Source organism: Roseovarius marisflavi, assembly GCF_900142625.1.
GTDB classification, from domain to species: Bacteria; Pseudomonadota; Alphaproteobacteria; order Rhodobacterales; family Rhodobacteraceae; genus Roseovarius; species Roseovarius marisflavi.
The window spans coordinates 1-1,798 of sequence record NZ_FRBN01000028.1 but is presented as its reverse complement, the minus strand read 5'-3'; the positions used below and the strand labels follow the sequence as shown (position 1 = coordinate 1,798).

The 1,798-nt window shown below is 53.3% G+C and carries 1 protein-coding gene and 1 pseudogene; both read left to right on the top strand.

The features are described from left to right. Positions 1-230: 230 nt before the first annotated feature. Positions 231-938 carry an IS6 family transposase gene (locus tag BUB78_RS17135; RefSeq protein WP_073200196.1) on the top strand — a complete coding sequence of 236 codons (708 nt, stop codon included), beginning with the start codon at positions 231-233 and terminating at the stop codon, positions 936-938. Positions 939-1,000: 62 nt separating this feature from the next. After that, positions 1,001-1,324 (top strand): annotated as a pseudogene (locus tag BUB78_RS17130) (transposase); the annotation flags it as partial. Positions 1,325-1,798 lie beyond the last annotated feature (474 nt).

The following is a 1,798-nucleotide window of genomic DNA, read 5'->3' as shown; positions in this document are numbered from 1 at the left end:
GACCTGCTGCATTAGGTCAAAGGGTTCTGTCAGGCAAAGCCGAGCCGGTCTCAGCAAGGATAGAGGTACTGTCCCCTATGCCTTGCTGAGGCCGCGCCACTCGGCAAGAGCGACAGCGCCATTTCGTTTGAAAGTCTGTCGCAAGCTGAGACTTATTTCTGATTTGAACAGGCGGCTTTGTCAGAACAAATTGGGTTGAGGCGAGCAGGGTGATTTCGTAGCCTTTGCTCATGACGAAAACTGACCCTTTCAAGGGCTTTCACAGCAGCCCCGAGATTATCCGCCTGGCGGTCATGATGTACGTTCGATTTCCGCTTTCGCTCCGAAACGTCGAGGATCTGCTGCACGAACGCGGCATCGACATCAGCCACGAAACAGTGCGGTACTGGTGGAATAGATTTGGCCCGATGTTCGCCGCTGAAATCCGCCGAAAACGCGTGCATCAGATGCGGTCTTATTCGAACTGGAAGTGGCACTTGGACGAGGTTTTCGTGAAGATCAACGGCGAGCGTCACTACCTGTGGCGCGCGGTTGATCACGAGGGTGAAGTGCTGGAGTCCTTCGTCACTAAGCGACGGGATCGCAGAGCAGCATTGAAATTCCTTAAGAAATCAATGAAGCGCCATGGCCGCCCTCATATTCTGGTCACCGACAAACTTCGATCCTACGGTGCTGCGCTGAAAGTCGTTGGCAACGCTGACCGGCAGGAAACGGGCTGCTGGGAAAATAATCGGGTGGAGAATTCGCACCTGCCGTTTCGACGACGAGAACGGGCCATGCAATGGTTGCGCAGTATGCGCAGTTTACAGAAATTCGCCGCTGTTCATTCTTCTGTCTGCAATCATTTCAACCAGGAGCGCCACCTTTATTCACGCGGCAATTTCAAGCTTAACCGTGCCGCCGCTCTCGCCGAGTGGCGCGTCCTTGGCGCGGTATAAGGGCAGCTTCATTGTCCTTCCAGAGACGGGTTCGAATCCGTCTGACAGCACCCGCCAAAGCCCTTGATGATTTTGAAGCTGAGTGGGGTCAGAAATACCCTTCAATCGCGCCCTCATGGCGGCGGGCATGGCAGGAGGTCATCCCGTTCTTTGCCTTCCCGCCAGCCGTGCGCAAAATAATCTACACCACGGATGAGATCGAAAGCCTCAACAGGGTCATCCGCAAAACCACCAAAACGCGCGGCAGCTTCCCAACGGACGATGCCGCCAGCAAGCTGATCTATCTGGCGATCCGCAGCTTCGAGAAGGCTGGCCACTGCGTCAGGGAATGGGTTGCCGCCCGCAACCAGTTCGCTATCCTATACCCAGAACGGTTCAACAAATGATCCGTTTCAAACGCATGGGCTAAGCCTCATACACAGAGTTTCGGATACTCCCGAGTTGGAAGCCGCCTAACACTCGCCACCAGACCACGACCACCATAAACCCGCTGGATCATTCCGGCGGGTTTTCTCATTCAAGCTTACGCCAAGTCATTTGGTCCAATTTTAGGGCGGTTACACGGTTACAAATATACATCTAAGTTAATGATTTCATTCATATAAGTCAGGGTTCAAATCCCTTATCACCCACCACGCTCTTTTCCCTCATAAAACCAAGCACTTAACGGCCACTTCCGAGGTTTCTTAGGTATTGCTGGCACATACTGTGTCCCTAGTGTGCCAAAATGTGTCAGCCTTTTTATCTTCTGGACATTATGTCAGCGTAAGCGGTGTTCCGATCACACGGTTTGTGCGTAGTGCCAAGGCAGGAGTTCACCGATCTGGCTTTGCCGATGCCCATTCACGATGGCGGTGAGA

Bases quoted from the DNA above. Each gene is read 5' to 3' on its own strand.
- BUB78_RS17135 (WP_073200196.1), top strand. From the start codon at position 231: ATGACGAAAACTGACCCTTTCAAGGGCTTTCACAGCAGCCCCGAGATT.